16 protein-coding genes are annotated in these 19745 nt (G+C 64.5%); 9 read left to right on the plus strand and 7 right to left on the minus strand.

Going from position 1 to position 19745, the window contains the following annotated elements; genetic code table 11:
• Window positions 1-9 precede the first annotated feature (9 nt).
• The gene (locus LZ012_RS02320) at window positions 10-480 is read right to left on the minus strand and encodes an SRPBCC family protein (protein WP_275707149.1); all 471 of its coding nucleotides are present in this window, start codon (window positions 478-480) and stop codon (window positions 10-12) included.
• Window positions 481-503: 23 nt separating this feature from the next.
• On the opposite strand from LZ012_RS02320, the gene LZ012_RS02325 reads away from it, so the two are divergent.
• Together LZ012_RS02325 and LZ012_RS02330 are read left to right on the plus strand one after the other, a co-directional pair.
• Window positions 504-1211, plus strand: coding sequence for a pseudouridine synthase (locus LZ012_RS02325; protein WP_275707151.1), 708 nt, complete (start codon window positions 504-506; stop codon window positions 1209-1211).
• Entirely contained in the window at window positions 1208-2122 is a 915-nt protein-coding gene (locus LZ012_RS02330; protein ID WP_275707153.1) for a hydrogen peroxide-inducible genes activator, read from the plus strand. The genes LZ012_RS02325 and LZ012_RS02330 overlap by 4 nt, the downstream gene beginning before the upstream one ends.
• A 68-nt stretch (window positions 2123-2190) precedes the next feature.
• On the opposite strand, the gene LZ012_RS02335 is transcribed toward LZ012_RS02330, so the two are convergent.
• The 4 genes from LZ012_RS02335 to LZ012_RS02350 all read right to left on the minus strand — a co-directional run bounded on the left by LZ012_RS02335 (window position 2191) and on the right by LZ012_RS02350 (window position 10527).
• Complete coding sequence (locus tag LZ012_RS02335) at window positions 2191-5667, minus strand: bacteriohemerythrin (RefSeq protein WP_275707155.1); 3477 nt, start codon at window positions 5665-5667, stop codon at window positions 2191-2193.
• 142 nt (window positions 5668-5809) lie between these two features.
• Window positions 5810-8332 carry a DNA topoisomerase III gene (locus LZ012_RS02340; RefSeq protein ID WP_275707157.1) on the minus strand — a complete coding sequence of 841 codons (2523 nt, stop codon included), beginning with the start codon at window positions 8330-8332 and terminating at the stop codon, window positions 5810-5812.
• Between the two features lie 78 nt (window positions 8333-8410).
• The gene (gene dprA / locus LZ012_RS02345; protein ID WP_275707159.1) at window positions 8411-9490 is read right to left on the minus strand and encodes a DNA-processing protein DprA; all 1080 of its coding nucleotides are present in this window, start codon (window positions 9488-9490) and stop codon (window positions 8411-8413) included.
• Window positions 9487-10527, minus strand: coding sequence for a LysM peptidoglycan-binding domain-containing protein (locus LZ012_RS02350; protein WP_275707161.1), 1041 nt, complete (start codon window positions 10525-10527; stop codon window positions 9487-9489). The genes dprA and LZ012_RS02350 overlap by 4 nt, the downstream gene beginning before the upstream one ends.
• A gap of 144 nt (window positions 10528-10671) precedes the next feature.
• Between LZ012_RS02350 and def the strand changes: the two genes are divergently transcribed.
• The 3 genes from def to htpX are packed head-to-tail and all read left to right on the plus strand — an operon-like array spanning window position 10672 to window position 13006.
• Window positions 10672-11175: a peptide deformylase gene (gene def, locus LZ012_RS02355; protein WP_275707163.1), complete on the plus strand. Its 504-nt coding sequence runs from the start codon at window positions 10672-10674 to the stop codon at window positions 11173-11175.
• A complete protein-coding gene (fmt, locus tag LZ012_RS02360; RefSeq protein ID WP_275707165.1) occupies window positions 11172-12095 on the plus strand; it encodes a methionyl-tRNA formyltransferase in 924 nt (307 codons plus the stop codon). The genes def and fmt overlap by 4 nt, the downstream gene beginning before the upstream one ends.
• A 59-nt stretch (window positions 12096-12154) precedes the next feature.
• The gene (gene htpX, locus LZ012_RS02365; RefSeq protein ID WP_275707167.1) at window positions 12155-13006 is read left to right on the plus strand and encodes a zinc metalloprotease HtpX; all 852 of its coding nucleotides are present in this window, start codon (window positions 12155-12157) and stop codon (window positions 13004-13006) included.
• On the opposite strand, the gene LZ012_RS02370 is transcribed toward htpX, so the two are convergent.
• Together LZ012_RS02370 and LZ012_RS02375 are read right to left on the minus strand one after the other, a co-directional pair.
• Window positions 13003-13395, minus strand: a complete 393-nt coding sequence (locus LZ012_RS02370) for an S-adenosylmethionine decarboxylase family protein (protein ID WP_275707169.1) — start codon at window positions 13393-13395, stop codon at window positions 13003-13005. The genes htpX and LZ012_RS02370 overlap by 4 nt on opposite strands.
• A 9-nt stretch (window positions 13396-13404) precedes the next feature.
• Window positions 13405-14292, minus strand: a complete 888-nt coding sequence (locus LZ012_RS02375; protein WP_275707171.1) for a S1/P1 nuclease — start codon at window positions 14290-14292, stop codon at window positions 13405-13407.
• A gap of 34 nt (window positions 14293-14326) precedes the next feature.
• Here LZ012_RS02375 and rsmB point away from each other — a divergent pair, with 34 nt between their 5' ends.
• The 4 genes from rsmB to LZ012_RS02395 are packed head-to-tail and all read left to right on the plus strand — an operon-like array spanning window position 14327 to window position 19598.
• Complete coding sequence (rsmB, locus tag LZ012_RS02380) at window positions 14327-15586, plus strand: 16S rRNA (cytosine(967)-C(5))-methyltransferase RsmB (RefSeq protein WP_275707173.1); 1260 nt, start codon at window positions 14327-14329, stop codon at window positions 15584-15586.
• Window positions 15579-16202, plus strand: coding sequence for a DUF4390 domain-containing protein (locus LZ012_RS02385; protein ID WP_275707175.1), 624 nt, complete (start codon window positions 15579-15581; stop codon window positions 16200-16202). Before rsmB ends, LZ012_RS02385 begins: the two co-directional genes overlap by 8 nt.
• Window positions 16199-18355 (plus strand): sensor histidine kinase, encoded by a 2157-nt coding sequence (locus LZ012_RS02390; RefSeq protein WP_275707177.1) that lies wholly within the window; start codon window positions 16199-16201, stop codon window positions 18353-18355. Before LZ012_RS02385 ends, LZ012_RS02390 begins: the two co-directional genes overlap by 4 nt.
• Window positions 18333-19598 carry a sigma-54-dependent transcriptional regulator gene (locus LZ012_RS02395; RefSeq protein ID WP_275707179.1) on the plus strand — a complete coding sequence of 422 codons (1266 nt, stop codon included), beginning with the start codon at window positions 18333-18335 and terminating at the stop codon, window positions 19596-19598. Before LZ012_RS02390 ends, LZ012_RS02395 begins: the two co-directional genes overlap by 23 nt.
• Window positions 19599-19745: the final 147 nt, after the last annotated feature.

Here is a 19745-nt window from a genome sequence, read left to right on the forward strand (position 1 = left end):
GCCCCGGCCTTATTGCGGCGAACCGCCGGCGGCCAGCGTCCGGATGATGCGCACGCAATCGATATCGGACTGGTGATAGGCCGACTTGATGTAATCGATGTAGGCCCGGTCTTCAGAATTCGGGTTGCTGGCGAAACTGGTGGTGTAGGCGAAGCGCAGGAAGAGGGCGTCCGGCTCCGGCTCCTCGATGGAGATGGTCAGGCTGCCGCCGGCATGCTGCTCGTTGGGCATGATGTCGAAGCGGACCCATTGCATCTCACTCAGGGTGACGCGGTCCTCGATGACCGCGGGGCCGAAGTCGAGCTTTCGCAACAGATGGTCGGCATGGCGCTCGACGATGGTGCAGCTTTCCAGGCCGGGCAGGAAAGGGGTGGCATCTTCGACGCGGTGGAGCAGGCCCTGCCACAGCTGGTCGCGGCTGAGCACGACGATGAGCGGGTTCTGCAGATCGTTGATCTGGATGAGATGTTCGAAATTCATGGCCCGATGTTAGCATCCCGCCCATGCAACTTGAACGACTCCTCCAGAAACACGGCTTCGGCACGCGCAAGGGCTGCCGGGGGCTGATCCGCAACGAACGGGTCGCCGTCAACGGCGAGCTGTGCGACGACCCATTTGCCGACATCCCGACCGACAACCTGGTTTTCACGGTTGATGGGGTCGACTGGCCCTATGCCGAGTTCGCCAGCCTGATGCTGTACAAGCCAGCCGGCTACGAGTGCTCGCGCAAGCCGCAACACCATCCCTCGGTGCTCGAACTACTCCCTGTCCAGCTGCGCGAACGCGAGGTGCAGCCGATCGGCCGCCTCGACGAGGACACCACCGGCCTGCTGCTGATCACCGACGACGGGCAGTTGAACCACCAGTTGTCATCGGCCAAGCGCAAGGTGCCCAAGGTCTATCTGGCGACCACCAAGCACCTGCTCGACCAGGCGCAGATCGATCAGTTGCTCGCCGGCGTGCTGCTCAACGACGAGCCGGAGCCGATTGCCGCAGCCGGGGCCGAAATCGTCGGCGAAAACCTGTTGCGCCTAACCGTCACCGAAGGCAAGTACCATCAGGTGAAGCGCATGGTGGCGGCCGCCGGCAACCGGGTCGAGGCCCTGCATCGCGAGGCGGTCGGCGAACTGGTCCTGCCGGCCGATCTGAAACCCGGTGAATGGCGCTGGCTGTCGGCCGCCGACCTGCAAAAGCTGGGCTATACCAAATGACCCTGACCGAAATGCGCTACATCGTGGCCCTGGCCCGCGAGCGGCATTTCGGCAAGGCGGCCGAGGCCTGCCACGTCAGCCAGCCGACCTTGTCGGTGGCGCTGAAGAAAGTGGAAGGGCAGATCGGCGCGCCCCTGTTCGAGCGGGGCACCAACGAAATCCGGATCACGCCGCTTGGCGAACGCCTGGTCGACCAGGCGCGGCGGGTGCTCGACGAGGCGGTCAAGCTGGAAGAGATCGCCGAGGCGACCGGCGATCCGCTGACCGGCCAGTTGCGCGTCGGCATCATCTACACCATCGCGCCCTACCTGCTGCCGCAGTTGATCCCGGCCCTCAATCGCGAGGCGCCGAAAATGCCGCTGTTCCTCAAGGAAGATTTCACCGGCAACCTGATTCCCGCGCTGAAGGCCGGCGAACTTGACGTCATCGTCATCGCGCTGCCCTTCGCCGAACCCGGGCTGGTCGCGCAGCCAGTCTATGACGAGCCTTTCCGCATCGTCGTGCCGGCCGGCCATGCCTGGGCCAACCGCCAGGACGTGCATGGCGACGAACTGGACGGCCAGAACCTGTTGCTGCTCGGCCAGGGCAATTGTTTCCGCGACCAGGTGCTCGAATCCTGCCCCCGCCTCAATGCGCCGGATGCGCTGGAACACTCGATGGAAGGCAGTTCGCTGGAAACCATACGCTACATGGTGGCGAGCGGTGCCGGCGTGGCGGTCATGCCAAGTACGGCGGCCGATCCGCTGGTCGCCAAGGAACCGCTGGTCAAGGTGCTGCCGTTTGCCGGCGTGCAGCCGAAGCGCACGGTCGGGCTGGTCTGGCGGGTCACCTTCCCGCGGCCGCAGGCCGTCGACGCCGTGCGTGCTGCGCTGCTCTCCTGCCAGTTGCCGGGAACGATGGCGACGCGCTGAGGTTCCACGTGGAACCGGGGCTGGAATTGATCGGTTAAAGCAGCCCGAAACTGCCTGCCGGCGCAGGGTCAGTGGGAGCCGGAGGGAAGCTCGTCGCTGCCCTGCAGACAGCGCAACACGGCGGCAAACAGCATGTGCGGTTCGACCGGCTTGGCGACGAAATCGCTCATGCCGGCGGCCAGGCAGCGCAGCCGGTCGTCAGCAAAGGCGTTGGCGGTCATGGCCATGATCGGCGTCCGCGCATGACGGGCCAGCCGGCGAATCTGGCGCGTTGCTTCGAGGCCGTCCATGCGCGGCATCTGCATGTCCATCAGGATCAGGTCGTAGGCATGGGCTGCGGCTAGCGCGACGGCCTCGACGCCATCGGCGGCGACATCGACCCGCTGGTCGATTTCCTGGAGCAGCATGAGGGCGACTTCCTGATTGATCGGCTCGTCCTCGACGAGCAGGATGCGGCGCCCGGCGAACTGCCGGCGCAATATGTCGTCGATATTGCTCACTGGCTTGTCCTGTGGCGCCTGGAAGTTGGGTGTGCTGCGCTGCAGGCGGGCGGTGAACCAGAAGCAGCTGCCGCGGCCCAAAGTGCTTTCGGCGCCGGCGTCGCCCTCCATGAGCTGGGCGATTTTCCGGGTAATGGCCAGTCCGAGGCCGGTGCCGCCGTATTTCCGGGTGGTCGAATTGTCGGCCTGCTCGAAGGCGGTGAACAAGCGGGGCATCACCTCGGGAGCGATGCCGATGCCGGTGTCGCTGACCGCGAAGCGGACTACCACGTCGCGCTCGCCGCTTTCCGCGACCGTGCCCGACAGCCGGATGCTGCCGGCTTCAGTGAATTTAACGGCGTTCGACAGGTAGTTGAGCAAGGCCTGCTGCAGCCGGGTCGGGTCGCCATGCAGCGCGATGGCCCGACGCATCGGCTCGACCTGCAGGTCGATATGCTTAACGGAGGCTTTTTCCTGGACCATCGCCGCCGCCGTCTGCATGATGCGGTCGAGGTCGATATCCTGGTTTTCCAGCACCAGTTTGCCGGCCTCGATTTTCGACAGGTCGAGCACGTCATTGATGATTTCGAGCAGGTGCTGGCCGGCCGCATCGATCTTGTCCAGCCATTCTCCCTGCCGATTGCCGACGCCCGAACGGCGCAGCAAGTGCACCATGCCGTTGATGGCGTTGAGCGGCGTCCGTATTTCGTGCGACATGTTGGCGATGAACGAGGTCTTGGCCTGGTTGGCGGCCACCGCCATTTCGCGTTGGTGGCGGGTGCGCAGGGCGAGGATGCCGAAGCTCAGGTTGGCGGCCAGTTCCTCGAGCAGGCCGACCTCGTCGCGGCCGAAGGAATCGGCTTCGGCGGCATAGACGCTGAGGGCGCCCAGCATTTCGTCGTCGCCGCGCAAGGGCAGGGCGATGGATGAGCGGTAGCCGCGCTGCATGGCGGCGTCGCGCCACGGCTCCATCTGCGGATTGGTCAGCAGATCGGCGTTGATCGACGGTTTGCCGCTGCGGATGGCCATGCCGATAGGGCCCTGGCCGAGTTCTGCGGCGCCATCCCACGAGACGCGGATGTTTTCCAGGTAACCGGCGGTGCATCCGGATTGCGCCACCGGGCGGACCGATTTTTCGGCATCGTGCTCGGCGAAGCCGACCCAGGCCATCAGGTAGCCTCCGGAATCGACGATCAACCGGCAGATATCGTCGAGCAGCTTGGCCTCGTCGTCGTTGCGCACGAGAGCCAGATTGCATTCGCTGAGCAGGCGCAGGGCGCGGTTCAGGCGATGCTGCTCCTGGTCGGCCTTTTTGCGGGCCGAAATGTCGGTATGGATGCCGATGATGCGCAGCGGCCGGCCGTGGTCATCGCGACTGACGATCTTGCCGGTCGATTCCAGCCAAATCCAGCCGCCATCGCGGGTCTGGCGCCGGTATTCGATAGACTGCGTTTCACCGGTCGCCATGCACAGGTCGAAACGCCGGCGCAGTTCGCCGACGTCGTCTGGATGGACGTGAGCGAACCAGGTATCGAGATCGCTGGAGAAGTCTGTCGGGTCGTAGCCGATCATCCGCGCGTAGTGCTCGCTGACCCCGATCTTGCCGGTGCGCAGATCGAGGTCGAACCAGGCCTGGTTGGCGGCACCGAGCGCCAGGCGGAGGCGTTCCTCGCTTTCCTGGAGCGCTTCGACCGCCAATTTGCGCTCGGTGATGTCGTCGTAGATGCCCAGTACGCCGATGATTTTCCCATCGCGCCGGCGCAAGGGCACCTTTGAGGTTCGCACCCAGATCGTTCCGCCATCCGGGGTGGTCTGCGGCTCCTCGTAGGCCAGTTTGGTTTCGCCGCCGTCGATTACCCGCCGGTCGTCGGCGCGATACAGCTCGGCCTCGTTGGCCCAGGTCATTTCGTAGTCGTCATGGCCGAGCATCTCTTCCGGGCGGCTCTTGCCGGCATCCCGGGCGAAGGCCGGATTGCAGCCCAGATAGCGCAGGTCGCGATCCTTCCAGAAAACGCGCAACGGCGAGGCGTCGATGATGGTCTGCAGCAGGTTGCGCGATTCCTCAAGTGCCGACTGGCTGAGCCGGGCCTCGGTGATGTCGCGCATCACGGCCAGGATGTATTGCTCGCCGCTCTGGTGTTCGAAGGTCATGGTCGAGATATCGACCGTACGCTGTTCGCCATCCTTGCGGGTGATGATCCACTCGTCATGCTCCAGCTTGCCGCCCTGACGGATTTTTTCCATGCAGTTTCTGGATTTTTCCTGGACGCCGGGATCGGCGTAGAGCGTTTGCGACCAGCCGAGCTCGTTGATTTCGTCGAGGCTGTAGCCGGTCAGCGCGATCATGGCCGGATTCCACAGCGAGAAGCGGGTGTAGGGCGGCTGGTCGATGTACTGATAGACGGCGATGGCGTCGATCATCGTCAGGATCAGCGAATCGTTGAAGGCCACCAGGTCGCGCAGCTTCTTGTCGGCGTTGATCAGCGCTTCCCGGGCTTGCCGCTGCTCAGCCAGTTTGCGCATCAGGCGCAGCGTGTTGGCCGACAGGGAGGAATAGATCGACAGGATGATGTCGATCAGCGCCCGGGTTGCCCCGCCCGTTTCATCCTTGGCGCGCAGCTTGGCCGCCGGCAGCGGCAAGCCATCCTGCACGGCGAGCACCGTGCGGGCCATGTGGCGGTCGGTTTCGAGGATGTGCGAGGCCAGCCAGCGCGTCAGAAAGCCCAGGGTCTCGTCGGCCAGTTCGGCCAGCGGCCGGGACCCAAGCTTGGCCCGCATCTCCGCCACCTGCTGCACGAAGGAGTGGTGCGTCGCCTGATGATGAGCGGTTTCGATCGGGGCGCCGGCCAGGAATTGTTGCCAGATCGCTTCTTCGGTCTCGAAATGATAGGCCGCGTAATCGGCCAGCTGGTCGAATACCGCGCCGAGTTGCGGGCTGCTGCTCTGAAAGGCAACGTGGCCGGCCAGAATATTGAGCAGTTGCACCAGCTTGCGGTGCTGCTCATCGATTTTGGGCAACCCGGTATTGAAGTTGTCGTCCCAGGGGAAGATATCGATGGAGTTCATGGGCGGCGCGCTGGCGATGGGTGTGCCTCGGAGGGTGGGAACTTCCAAGCGTAGGATGCACCGATTCTACAGGCATTCAGCCTGCGCACAATGCCAGCGGCCTAATGCGATACGGCCCTTGCGGGCCGTATCGTTCAAATGCTCAAGTTTCGGTTTTTTTCTTGGCCGGAGCCTTGGTTTTGGCGACCTTCTTTTCGAATTCGAAACCGACCTTGCCGCCCTGGGCTACCAGATAGGCCGAGAACTTGCGGCGGGTGCGGTTGGAGACGAATTCCTTGAGTAAATCGGTCTTGCCGTCAGTCAGCAGTTTTTTCATCTGCAGGGCATCGATGGGCTGCTGCAGGATGATCTTGCCCGAGCGGAAATCGCAGGTCTTGCTCGGGCCGACCGATTTTTCGCAGACATACGACGTGCCGTGCTCGAATACGTTGGCCGCGCACTTCGGGCATTTACCCAGGCTTTCTTGTCCGGAGAAATCGACTTCCTCGGCATCGCCATCTTCGCCAGCCTTGTCCTGGCCGAAATCGAATTCCGGCTGCAGGTCGTCGTTCAGCTTGATGGCGGCGGCAAAGCTGCGGCCCATCTTGTTGCGGAAACCGGTGAGCGGGCCGACCTGTTTTTCAGTAAGCAGGGTTTCGATCTCGGCCGGTTCGTACTGGCGGCCGGCGACAATTTTCCATAGGGCGTAGTCGCAACTGCCGCACTGGAATTTCTTGTAGGTCTCGCGGATCTGGCCGCCGCACTTGGGGCAGGGGGCTTCGAGCACCCCGAAATCACCGGGGATGGTGTCGGCCTCGTACTGCTTGGCGCGTTCGACCATGTGGCGGGTCATTTCGGCGATTTCGCGCATGAATTCGTCGCGCGTAAATTCGCCCTTCTCGATGCGGCCGAGCTTCCACTCCCAGTCGCCGGTCAGTTCCGGCTGGGTCAGCTCGTTGATGCCGAGGCCGTTCAGCAGGGTCATCAGCGAGAAGGCCTTGGCGGTCGGGATCAACTCGCGGCCTTCGCGGAGCATGTATTGTTCGCCAAGCAGGTTTTCGATGATCTGGGCGCGCGTGGCCGGCGTGCCGAGGCCGCGGCCGGCCATGGCCGCCTTCAGTTCCTCGTCGTCCACCATCTTGCCGGCGCCTTCCATGGCGGAAAGCAGAGTGGCTTCCGAGTAGCGTGGTGGTGGCTTGGTGGCATTGGCCTTGACGGTGACCTCGTCGGTCTTGACCTTTTCCTTGGGCTCGACGGCGACCAGGTTGCCTTCGTCGCCTTCCTGACCTTCCTTGCCATGCACGGCCAGCCAGCCCGGATTGACCAGCACCTTGCCCTCGGTCTTGAAGGGATGGCCCTCGACGCGGGTGATGCGGGTAGTGACCAGGAACTCGGCAGCCGGGAAGAAAACGGACAGGAAGCGGCGGACGACGAAGTCGTACAGCTTCTGTTCCATCTCGTTCAGGCTCTTCGGGGCCTGCGGCGTAGGAATGATGGCGAAGTGGTCGCTGATCTTGGCGTTGTTGAAAATGCGCTTGTTGGGCAGCACCCAGTTGCGGGCCAGAATCTGATGGGCGAAGGGCGAGTAGCGTGACAGCAGCACCTCGTCGTGGCCCTTGCCGGCGCCCTGGCCAGTCAGGACGGCCAGCGTTTCCTTGACCGTCGGCAGGTAGTCTTCCGGCAGGCAGCGCGAATCGGTCCGCGGGTAGGTTAGCACCTTGTGCTTTTCGTACAGCGCCTGGGCCAGCGACAGCGTGGTCTTGGCCGAGAAGCCAAAGCGGGCGTTGGCTTCGCGCTGCAGGGTGGTCAGGTCGAACAGGCCGGGAGACAGGCGGGTTTCCGGCTTGGATTCCTCGGTCACCTCGCCGGGCTTGCCGAGGGTGGCAGCGCGGATGGCTTCGGCGCGAGCAACTTCCCACAGACGGTCGGCGCGGGCGTGCTCGTCCTCGTTCTTCCCCTTGAAGGCCTCGTCGAACCACTTGCCCTTGTAGCTACCAGCCTTGGCGCTGAATTCGGCTTCGACTTCCCAGTAATCGCGCGGCTTGAACTCGCGGATCTTCTTTTCGCGTTCGACGACGATGGCCAGTGTCGGTGTCTGCACGCGGCCGACGGTGGTCAGGTGGAAACCGCCGGTCTTCGAGTTGAAGGCGGTCATCGCCCGTGTGCCGTTGATGCCGACCAGCCAGTCGGACTCGGAACGGCAGACGGCGGCATCGCCGAGGCCTTCCATTTCGCGCCCTGGGCGCAGGCGGGCAAAGCCGTCGCGGATGGCGCCCTGGGTCATCGACTGCAGCCACAGGCGCTGCACCGGCTTGCCGGACTTGGCGTTCTGGGCGATGTAATTGAAGATCAATTCGCCTTCGCGTCCCGCGTCACAGGCGTTCACCAGGCCTTCGACGTCCTTGCGCTTGATCAGCTTGTTGAGCACCTTGAGGCGCGATTCGGTCTTTTCGATCGGCTTCAGCGCGAAGTGCGGCGGAATGACCGGCAGGTGGGCGAAGGACCATTTGCCGCGCTTGACCTCGAATTCTTCCGGACAGGCCAGTTCGAGCAGGTGACCGACGGCCGAGGAGAGCACGAAGTCTTCGCTTTCGAAGTAGTCGTCGTGTTTGGTAAAACCGCCCAGTGCCCGCGCGATATCGGCGGCGACGGAAGGTTTTTCGGCAATGATCAGCTTTTTGGACATGGTTCGACCTGTTGGAGTGCCGGGGCATGATAAGTGCCCGGCGCGCGGCTTGGCAAGCCGTCACTATATAGAGAGAGGCTAGGCGAGGCGCTGGTAGCGGTTGCCCGGAAGTGTCGCCACGATGCCGCCGAGTTCGAGGGTCAGCAATTCGGGAAGCAGCAGATCGGCGCTCTGGCCGGTGCGTTCGACCAGATCGTCGAGGGCACAGGGACCGTGGCCGAGGGCAGCCAGCAGGGGCGGTTCGTCCGCCGCCGGAGTGGCTGCTGCCGGCTCGGTTGTGACCAAGTCGTAATTGCCCAGTTCCTCGAGAATGTCGCTGGCCGTTTCGACCAGCTTGGCCCCTTGCTTGATCAGCTTGTGGCAGCCGCGGGCGACTGGCGAATGGATGGAGCCGGGGATGGCGAAGACTTCCCGGCCCTGCTCGGCGGCCAGGCCGGCGGTGATCAGCGAGCCGCTTTCCGGAGCGGCTTCGACGACCAGGACGCCGCGCGCCAGGCCCGAAATGATGCGGTTGCGACGCGGGAAGTTATGGGCGACCGCCGGTGTACCGAGCGGAAATTCGGAAACGATGACCCCGCGTTCGGCAATGGAAAGGGCCAGCTCCTTGTTGCGAGCCGGGTAGATGCGATCGGCCCCGGTACCGATGACGGCCACGGTCTGCCCGTGGACTGCCAGTGCGCCGCGGTGGGCGGCGGCATCGATGCCGAGGGCGAGACCGCTGATGATGCACTGTCCGCCGGCGGCGAGATGCCGGGCGAAGCTCTCGGCGGTGTGGATACCTTGCGGCGTGGCGTTGCGGCTGCCGACCATGGCGATCCCGCGTTGCTGGAGCAGGGCCGGGTTGCCGCGCACGTAGAGGACGCAGGGCGGATCGGCGATTTCCAGCAGGGCCTTGGGATAGCCAGTGTCGGCCAGGGTGGTGATGGTTTGGCCGGGTTGGCCGGCCCATTTTAGGCCGTGTTCGATGGCTGCGGCCGGGTCGCTGTCGAACAGCAGATCGGCCCGGTCACCGATGATGCGACGTACTTCCAGGCGGCCGGCGGCGAAGATGCCTTCGGGTAAACCGAAAGCGGCGAGAAGCTTGCGTTGCGTCTCGCCGCCGATGCCCGGGATAAGCGTCAGCCGCAACCAGGCGGCCAGGCTATCGGTATCGCTCACGGATTCCGGGCCGAATCCCCGACGATGACGGATTTGGACGATTCGACGACCAGGGCGTAACAGATGCCGTTGAAAACGCGGAAGACGAAGGCCAGACCATAGCGCTCTTCGGGAACCGGCGTTTCGATACGGCGACCGCTTTGCTCCACATCCACAGAAACACGCTTGCGGTAGAGAGCGACGACATGGCCGATTTCCATGCCGTTGTTCTTGCCGGCATTGAGGGCGACGACCGAGTTGGCGCCGCCTTCCCTGAGGCCACCATAAATGCCGAGCACCTTGGCGGCAACCGGCTGTTCCGGCCGATGCGGCACATAAGAAATGATTTGCGGCTCCGGTGCGGCAATCAGGCGGTCGCCGCGGGCAATCTCTTCCTTGGCCAGGCTGATGCGCAGCAGTGCCGGTTCACCTGGTTTGAGTAGACGAGCATTACCGAGGAAGAAGGCTTCGTAGGCAATGGTCTTGCCGGTGTCAGGGTCGGTGAGCGGCTTGCCTTTGCGGAAAATATTCCATTTCTCGACGGAAGCATCGGGAATGCCGGAGGCGTAGAAGCTGTCGCCGGTGCCGACCAGCATGCGGTCTTCCTGCATGGCGACGATCTTGACCCCGGTATTCAGTTCGCTACCTTCGATGATCAGCGGCTGCGAGATGAAGGGTTCGATGGCACCCGGCGGGATGCTGGGGATGACCTGCTCGATCGGGGTGCTATATACGGTAGGCTGCAGCTTGCCTGTCCCGGTGCTTGTACCGCGCACTTTCTTGCCCAGCCTCAGGCGCGGCGAGCCGCTGGACATGTCGAGCATGACGACATCGCCCGGGTAGATCCAGTGCGGGTCCTTGATCTGTTCCTTGTTCATCTGCCAGATTTCCGGCCAGCGCCACGGCTGTTTCAGGAATTTTCCGGAGATGCCCCACAGGGTATCTCCCTTGACCACGACATGGCGATCCGGCGGATTATCGACCAACTGCAGCGGGTCGGCGGCGGATGCGCAGACGGCCGTCACGGCCAGGATGAGCGCGGATATAATGCGAACCATAGTCGTAACCTCTTGTGCCGGTGGAACGCAATACCGCCGATACGGTCTCAGTAGCGTCAAGCGATTTGCGTTTATATACCTCGGAATTGCTTTAGATTCTGCACGTAATAACCTAAGCGAGCAAGCTTTTATTCCATTCCTGATATGGCTCTTCTACCCATTTTGCGTTTTCCCGATCCCCGTTTGAAAAAGCTTGCCCGACCCGTTGTCGAGATCGACGACGGCATTCGAAAACTGGCGGCGGACATGGCGGAAACCATGTACGAAGCGCCGGGTATCGGCTTGGCCGCGACGCAGGTGGATGTGCATCTGCGGGTGGTGGTGATCGATATTTCGGAAGAGAAGAACCAGTTGCTCGTGTTCGTTAATCCGAGCCTGTCGCGCTGCGAGGGCGAACAGATTGGGGAGGAGGGCTGCCTGTCGGTGCCCGGGATCTACGACAAGGTCGAGCGCGCCGAGCGGGTGACGATCCATTACCTCGACCTCGACGGCAAGCAGCGGACGATGGACGCCGATGGCCTGCTGGCGGTGTGCATCCAGCATGAAATCGACCACCTGAACGGCATCGTCTTTGTCGACCACCTGTCGCAACTGAAACAGGGACGTATCAAGAGCAAGCTGGCCAAGCAGGCGCGCGTCACGGCATGAAGCTGATCTTCGCCGGAACGCCGGAATTTGCCGCCCAGGCCCTGTCGGCCATCGTCGCTGCCGGCCACGAGGTCGCCCTGGTGCTGACCCAGCCGGACCGCCCGGCCGGGCGCGGCATGACGTTGCAACCGTCGGCGGTCAAGAAAGTAGCGCTGGAACACGGCATCGAAGTCTTCCAGCCGCTGACGCTCAAGAATGAAGAGGCGCAGGCCAAGATCGCCGCCGTCGGTGCCGAGGTCATGGTCGTCGCCGCCTATGGCCTGATCCTGCCGCAGGCTGTGCTCGACCTGCCGCGTTTCGGCTGCATCAACATCCACGCTTCGCTGCTGCCGCGCTGGCGCGGTGCGGCGCCCATCCAGCGCGCCTTGCTGGCCGGCGACGCGGCAACCGGCGTCTGCATCATGCAGATGGAAGCCGGGTTGGATACCGGTCCGGTATTGTTGCGCGGGGAGTTTCCGATTGCCGCCAGCGACACCACGGCAACGTTGCATGACCGGCTCGCCGCCCTTGGCGCCCAATTGGTCGTTGAAGCACTCGGCAAGTTGCCTTTGCCGGCCGCTCCGCAGCCAACTGAAGGCGTCACCTATGCGCACAAGATCGAGAAGGCCGAGGCGGCCATCGATTGGACCAGGAGCGCCACCGAGCTGGATCGCCATATCCGGGCTTTCAATCCCTTTCCAGGGGCGCAGGCGCAGTTCGGCGGGCAAACCGTCAAGCTATGGCAGGCGGCACCGGTGGCGGGCAAGGGCGAGTGCGGTGCCGTTCTGGCGGTCGACCGTCAGCAGATCGTCATCGCCTGCGGCGATGGCGCGCTGGCCGTCAGCGAATTGCAGAAGGCCGGTGGCAAGCGCTTGCCGGTGCAGCAATTCCTGGCCGGCCATCCGCTCAAGGTCGGCGATCGCTTCGACATGCCGGCTTGATTTTCGGCCCGCCGGCCCTAGTTAACTTGCTGGATTAACGACCTCACGGAGGTAGAGCCATGTTCAACTGGGTCAAGACCGCCATCCTGATGGCCGCCATTATGGCGCTGTTCGGCATCGTCGGCGGCATGATCGGTGGCAAGTCGGGCATGCTACTGGCGCTGCTTTTCGGCGGCGCGATGAACCTGTTCTCCTACTGGTTCTCCGACAGCATGGTGCTGAAGATGTACAATGCCCAGCCGGTCGACGAAACCAGCGCCCCGCAGTTCTACGCCATGATCCGAGAACTGGCCGGCAAGGCCGGACTGCCCATGCCCAAGGTGTACATCATCAACGAAGCGCAGCCGAACGCCTTCGCCACCGGGCGCAATCCGGCGCATGCCGCGGTGGCGGCGACGACCGGCATCATCCAGCTGCTGTCGGCGCGCGAAGTGCGCGGCGTGATGGCGCATGAACTGGCCCACGTCCAGCATCGCGACATCCTGATCTCGACCATCTCGGCGACCATGGCCGGCGCCATTTCGGCCTTGGCCAATTTCGCCATGTTCTTCGGCGGTCGCGACGAGGAGGGGCGTTCGGTCAATCCGCTGGTCGGCATCCTGGTCGCGATTCTCGCGCCGCTGGCCGCCAGTCTGATCCAGATGGCCATTTCCCGGGCCCGCGAATTCGAGGCTGATGCCGGCGGCGCCGCAATCAGCGGCGACCCGAATGCCTTGGCCGACGCCCTGGGCAAGATCCAGATGTACGCCGAAGGCCGCATTCCGCTGGGGCCGGCCGAAGCGCACCCGGAAACGGCACAGATGATGATCATGAATCCACTGTCCGGCGGCGGCCTGCGCGGCCTGTTCTCGACGCACCCGGATACCGGCGAACGCATTGCCCGCTTGCGTGCGATGGGCGGTTGGGGCTAGGCCCCGACTGATTCCCCGAGGTGGCCGCGGGCCACCTCTTTTTTTTCCAGCTGGCCGGGGGTGAAGCGGGCGACGGCTTCGTCGAACAGGGCACGCGCCCGGGCGCTGTTGTCGCCGCTGAAATTGCAGACGTAGATATCGAGCGTCACGGCGCGGATTTCCGGCCAGGTGTGCAGCGCGAGATGCGATTCGGCGAGGACGACGGTGCCGGTGACTCCTGCTGGCTCACCGTGGGTATCGCGAAAGGCATGGAACAGGCGGCCGACGACGGTCAGCCCATGGCGCCGGCAGGCATCGACGCAATAGCGTTCCAGTTCCGCTGCGTCGAGCAGCAGGACCGGGGCGCAGCGGCAATCGTGCAGGTCGGCGATCAGGTGCAGTCCGTTCATGACGACATTCTATTGCCTGGCGCCTGAAACCGGGACGTCGAAAATGCCGTCGAGCAGGCGGCCGAGGCGGTAGCCGGCGGCGACCAGGCGCCGGTTGGCCGTGTTGCGGCTGGCGCGCTGGAAGTCCTCATCGATGATCGGAAGCAGGCTGCCCTGTTCGCCCGGATAGGCGGTCGCCAGGAGATCGTGGCTTTCCTGGCGCCACAGGCTGGCGTTGCCTTGCTCGGGCGCCGGGTAACGCGCCAGCAGGCGGCTGGCAATGTCGTCGAGCCGCTGGCCCCGTAGCCACGGTGGGCCGGGCAGGTCGTCCCAATATAGATGCAGGCTGCTGAAGGGCAGGCGCTTGTTGAACGGATTTTCGATTTCGACCTGGTTGCCACCTTCGTCGCCATGCCGCCCGACATGCAGCGGCTGGTGGATGTCGCCGACCAGATGCAGCAGCCAGGGCAGGGCATAGGTGATTTGCTCGGCGTTGCGGCTGGTTTTCAGCAGCTTGCTCAGGCGCTCGATCTGGCGATCCAACTCGCCGCTCTGCACCTTGCCGGCCGCATCCAGGTCGACGTAATGCCAGCGCTTGTGGCGCGCCGTATCGGGAAAGCCGGGCAAAGCGGGCGTCGGCGGATCGCGATCCTCGTCGAAAAAGCGCGGGTCGTTGCGGATGTCGTCCGGCCAGGTGGCGGCCTCGGCAAATAGTTCGCCGGCATCGCTCGAACGGGCACTGGCCTGCCAGCGGGTATGGTCGGGGTGGCGGGCGAGGGCGGCGCTGATGGCGGTACGGGCCGGTGGCGACAGTTGCTGCCAGGCGATGACGGCGACCAGGCGGTGGCCGGCGGCATTCCAGGCATGGGCGGGCAGGGCGGCAACAAAGAAAATCAAGGCAGTGAGGAAACGGCGCATTGCCCCATTATGCCGCGTGCGATAATCGCGGCCTATGTCCAGATTGCCGCCCGATTCCCTCGCCTACGCCCTGCTCCAGGCCGCCCGCATCCATACCGCCGTTATCGGTGGACAGAGCCTGGCCGACGGTCTGCTCGGTCGGGTCGATCCGGTCGCCCGGCCAGCCGTTCAGGATATCGCCTATGGCAGCCTGCGGGCTTATGGCCGGGGCGATTTCTTCCTGTCCCGCCTGCTCGACCGGCCGCTGGCGGCCGACGAAGTCCGTGCCTTGCTGCTGGTTGCCATCTACCGGGTTGAAACGCGGCCGGATGCCGTGCATACCGTGGTCGACCAGGCGGTCTTTGCCGCCGCCGAGGTGGCGGGCGGCAATTTTCGCGGCCTGGTCAATGGCGTATTGCGCAATTTCTTGCGCCAGCAGGAGGCACTGACGGCGGCGGCTGAAAATGACCCAGTCGCCTCGGCCCAGCACCCGGCCTGGTGGCTGGCCGAATTGCAGGCCGCCTATCCGGACGCCTGGCAAGGTATCGTGGCGGCCGGCAATACGCCGCCGCCGATGGGCTTGCGGGTCAATCAGCGGCAGACGAGCCGCGACGCTTATCTGGCCCGCCTGCGGGCGGCCGGGATAGCCGGCCAGCCGATAGATGAATGCGGCGTGGCGCTGGCCCGGCCGGTGGCCGTCGAGGCGCTGCCGGACTTCGCGCAGGGCGTGGTGTCGGTACAGGACCCGGGCGCCCAGCGGGCGGCCAGCCTGCTCGACCCGGTACCGGGCAGCCGCGTGCTCGATGCCTGCGCAGCGCCGGGCGGCAAGACGGCGCATCTGCTCGAGCGGGCCGATCTCGATCTGCTGGCGCTCGATTTGAAGGCTTCGCGTTGCCGCCGTATCGAAGAAAACCTGGCCCGCCTCCAGCTGCAGGCCGCGGTCAAGGTGGCCGATTGCGTCAAGTTGAACCAATGGTGGGACGGTCGCCCGTTCGATGCGGTGCTGGCCGACGTGCCGTGCACGGCGAGCGGCGTGGTGCGCCGCAATCCGGATACCAAATGGTTGCGCCGTGCCGAGGATATCGCCAGCTTTGCAAAGGCGCAGGCCCGGATTCTCGAAGCTTTGTGGCAGGTCGTGCGGCCGGGGGGTAAACTGCTTTACGCAACCTGCTCGGTATTTCCGGCCGAAAACGGAGCCCAGATTGGGCGCTTCCTGGAACGCCACCCGCAGGTCCGTCGTTGTCACGAAGAACAGCTATTACCGACTGCCGATCACGATGGCTTTTTCTACTGTCTGCTTGAAAAGCATGCCTGAATGCCGGGCGAGACCGGCCGACCGGGTGGCTGGCGTGCTCGTGCTGCTGCGCCGCTGGCTGCTGGCCTTGGTCATGCTGCCGGCCATCGCCCTGGCCGCCGAGATCGAGGTGGTCAATCCGCAACTGCAGCCGGCTGACGACGGCTACGTGCTGTCAGCCGATTTCAAGTTTGAACTGAATCCGCGCCTCGAAGAAGCGGTCACCAAGGGGGTCGTGCTGCACTTCGTCGCCGATTTCGAATTGACCCGGGCACGCTGGTACTGGCTGGACGAAAAGCTGGCCACGCGCAGCCAGACCTACCGCCTGTCCTACCACGCGCTGACCCGCCAGTACCGCCTGTCGACCGGCGGCCTGCACCAGTCGTTCGCCACCTTGTCGGAAGCGGTGCAGGTGCTGTCCCGCTTGCGCAACTGGGTGGTCGTCGAGCGCGGCGAGAAGGGCATCCGTTCGGGCGAGCTCTACGATGCGGTGCTGCGCCTGCGGCTCGATGTGACGCAGCTGCCCCGGCCCTTCCAGATCACGGCGCTGGGCAACAAGGATTGGAGCCTGGCTTCCGACTGGAAGGCCTGGCAGGTCAATCTGCCGCCCTTGCCGGTGCTGGAGGCCGCCAAGTGAAGCGTTTCCTGGCGGCAGGCGGCGCCTTCGCAGCGGCAGTCGGCGGCATCCTGTGGTTCCTGCTGCTGATGTCCACGGCCGCCGATACGGTCATCTTTTCTCGCAACTACCCGCTGCTCATCGGCCTCAACATCGTGCTGGCGCTCGGCATGCTCGGCCTGGTCGGCTGGCAGTTGCGCACCCTGTGGCGCGACTACCAGGCGCAGGTGTTCGGCGCCCGGCTCAAGCTGCGCCTGATGCTGATGTTCGGCGTCATCGCCGTGCTGCCGGGGGCGCTGGTCTACGGCGTGTCGGTGCAGTTCGTCACCCGCTCGATCGAAAGCTGGTTCGACGTGCGCGTCGAGAAGGCGCTGGAATCCGGCCTGCATCTCGGCCGCTCCGCGCTCGATTCGCTGCTCGCCGACATGGTGGACAAGGGGCGCAGCATGGCCGCCGAGCTGTCCGACATCCAGGAAGCGTCGCGCCGTTCTGCCCTGTTGCGCCTGCGCGAGGAAAAGGGCGTACAGACGGCAGCCCTGTTCTCGGTGGGCGGCCAGCTGCTGTCGAGCGCGACCAGCGAACTGGCCGTTCTGATGCCCGATCTGCCCAGTCAGGCGCAGCTCAAGCAGGCACGCAATACCCGCTCGATCGGTGCGGTGGAAGGCGACGGCGGCAAGCTCTACCTACGCGTGCTGGTCCCGGTGCCAGCGCGCGACATGTTCGAGGAGCCGCGCATCCTGCAACTGACGCATCCGGTACCGCCGGCGCTGGCCCATGACGCCGACGCGGTGCAGGGCGTCTATCGCGACTACCAGGAATTGCAGCTGGCGCGCGATGGCCTAACCCGCATCTACGCGCTGACCCTGACCCTGACCGTGCTCGTCGCGCTGTTCGGCGCCTTCGCGCTGGCCTACCTGATGGCCCGCCGGCTGGCGGCGCCGCTCTACATCCTGGCCGAAGGGACACAGGCCGTGGCGCAGGGCGACTTCTCGCCGCGCCAGGCGATCTACAGCGGCGACGAACTCGGCGTGTTGACCCAGTCCTTCAACCGCATGACCCGCCAGCTCGATGATGCGCGCCGCGACACCGAGCGCCATCGGGCCGAACTGGAATCGGCGCGCGGCTATCTCGAATCGATCCTCGCCAACCTGTCCACCGGCGTGCTCGTTTTCGACCGCCGCTTCGTGTTGCGCACGGTGAACGAGGGGGCGCTGACCATTCTCAACGACGAGTTTGACGGCGTGATCAGCGTTGCCGTCGACGAGTGGCCGCGCCAACAGGCGCTCGGTGCCTTCATCCGCGAACAATTTGCGGCGACCGAGGAAGTCGAATGGCAAGCACAGCTCGAGCTGGAGCGCCCGAACGGCATGCCGCAGGTGCTGCTGCTGCGTGGTTCCCGCCTGCCCGAGGCGAGCGGCGGCGGCGACGTGGTGGTGTTTGACGACGTGACCCGGCTGATCGCCGCCCAGCGCAGCGCGGCCTGGGGCGAAGTGGCGCGCCGTCTGGCGCATGAAATCAAGAATCCGCTGACGCCGATCCAGCTGTCCGCCGAACGCCTGCAGTTCAAGCTCGCCGACAAGCTGACCAACGGCGACGCCGACATGCTGGCCCGCGGCACGCAGACCATCATCAACCAGGTGCAGGCCATGAAGCGCATGGTCGACGATTTCCGCGACTATGCCCGGATGCCGGCGCCGGAAGTGGCGCCGCTCGACCTCAACGAACTGATCCGCGAAGTGCTCGGCCTGTACGAGAGTTCGTCGGCGACCATCGAAACCGAGCTGGCCGACGATCTCGGCGCCATCCTCGGCGACGCCACGCAGTTGCGGCAGATCATCCACAACCTGCTGCGCAATTCCGAGGATGCGCTGGAAGGTCGTGAAGGCGCGCGCATCGTCATCCGCACCGAACGCGGCAGCCGTCATGCCCGCCTGTCGATTGCCGACAACGGCCCGGGTTTCCCGGTCGAGCTGTTGCCGCGCATCTTCGAACCCTATGTCACCACCAAGGCGCGGGGAACCGGCCTGGGCCTGCCCATCGTCAGGAAGATCGTCGACGAACACCAGGGCAGCATCGAAATCAGCAATGCACCGGAGGGCGGTGCGCGGATCGATATCCGCCTGCCCCTGGTGAAAGAGGAGGAAGGCAAAAATGGCCATTATTCTGGTCGTTGACGACGAAGTGGGTATCCGCGAACTGCTGTCCGAAATCCTGATCGACGAGGGTTACGACGTCCGGCTGGCGGAAAACGCGACCGCGGCCCGGCAGATTCGCAACGAATTGCGCCCCGATCTGGTCCTCCTCGATATCTGGATGCCGGACACGGACGGCATTTCGCTGCTCAAGGAATGGCACGCCGCCGGGCATCTCAACATGCCGGTGGTCATGATGTCGGGGCACGGCACCATCGACACGGCGGTCGAAGCCACCCGCTTCGGTGCCTTCGATTTTCTGGAAAAGCCGATTGCCCTGCAGAAGCTGCTGTCCACCGTGCAGAAGGCGCTCAAGCACGACAAGCCGCTGGCTCGTCCGGCCCTGACGCTGGAATCCTTCACCCGCTCGGCCTTCGTCAAGGAATTCAAGCGGCGCCTCGAACAGGCCGCGGCCAAGGCACCGGTCCTGCTCGTCAAGGGTGCCCATGGCGGGATGGCGGAAATCTGCGCCCGCACGCTGCAGCCGCCGCGGGCGCCGTGGCTCGACCTGTCGGAAGTGAGCAGCGCGCTGACCCAGGAAATGCTGGAAAAGATCACCGGCGGCATCCTGTTCGTGCCCGATCTGGCGGTGCTCGGCAAGATGCAGCAGATGAACCTGGCCTTCGCCGTCGACCGGCTGGAAAAGCTGAATCTGCAACTGGTCGCCGCCACCGTCACGCCGCTGCCGACGCTGGCCGAAGCCGGCTGGGACAGCAAGCTGCTGGCCCGGATCAGCGAAGTGTGGGTGGCCATGCCCTCGCTGGCCGGCCATGGCGACGAGCTGCCGGAAATCGCCGGCCTGTTGCTGACCAATTTCGTCGAACGCAGCGAAGTGCCGCTGCGCCGTTTTTCCACGGCGGCGCTCAATACGCTGCGCACCCTGCCCTGGAAGCGGCAGCCGGAATCGAGCTGGAGCGACCTCTATGCCCTGGTGCGCAATCTGGCGCTGACCGCGCTGGATGAGGAAATCAGCGCTGAGGACGTGCTGCGGGTCATGCCGCAGGAGGGCGGCGACAAGCCGGAAATGCAGTCCCTGCTGCCGCTGTTCGATCAGCCGCTGCGCGAGGCCCGCGATGCGTTCGAGAAGCTGTATTTCGAGCATCATCTGCGCCTCGAGGGCGGCAACATGACCAAGCTGGCCGAACGCTCGGGGCTGGAGCGCACCCACCTCTACCGCAAGCTCAAGCAGCTGGACGTCAAGCTCGGCAAGCGCGGCGAGGAGTAAACGGCCGGCCGGACAGGAACGAAAGGGCCGGGAAGCCGTCTTTCCAGGCGGGAATCCGGCGGCCCGCCGATTTTTCCTGATTCAGCGCAAGTGACCGCGAGCGGGGAAAGGCGGATAATGCCGCTTTTCCGATTTTCTGGCGGAGTC

Source organism: Dechloromonas hankyongensis (assembly GCF_022012295.1).
GTDB classification, from domain to species: domain Bacteria; phylum Pseudomonadota; class Gammaproteobacteria; order Burkholderiales; family Rhodocyclaceae; genus Azonexus; species Azonexus hankyongensis.